The sequence below is a fragment of the Chitinimonas violaceus genome (assembly GCF_052601015.1).
This window is the reverse complement of sequence record NZ_JBQXDJ010000268.1, coordinates 1-298: the sequence shown is the minus strand read 5'-3', so window position 1 is coordinate 298 and position 298 is coordinate 1. Positions and strand designations below refer to the sequence as shown.

The 298-nt window shown below is 53.7% G+C and carries 1 pseudogene; it reads left to right on the top strand.

The features are described 5' to 3' along the window. Positions 1–298, top strand: a pseudogene (locus ACUHMQ_RS21245) (transposase); the annotation flags it as partial.

Here is a 298-nt window from a genome sequence, read left to right as displayed (position 1 = left end):
ACGACGTATTTTGTGCCGTCCTCTATCTACTCAAGAGCGGCTGCCAGTGGCGTATGTTGCCCAGCGAGTTTCCAAAGTGGCGTACCGTCCACGCCTACTTCAGCATCTGGAGTGAACCCCGTAAGGATGGCAGCCTGCTACAACAGGCATTAAAAAAATCAGGTTGGCGCGGCCCGCGTGAAACAGGGGCGCAACGACTCACCGTCGCTATTGATCGTGGACGCACAAAGTGTGAAGAATACGGACACAGCAGGACAGAAGGGCTATGACGCCGGCAAAAAGGTATCAGGGATTAAAA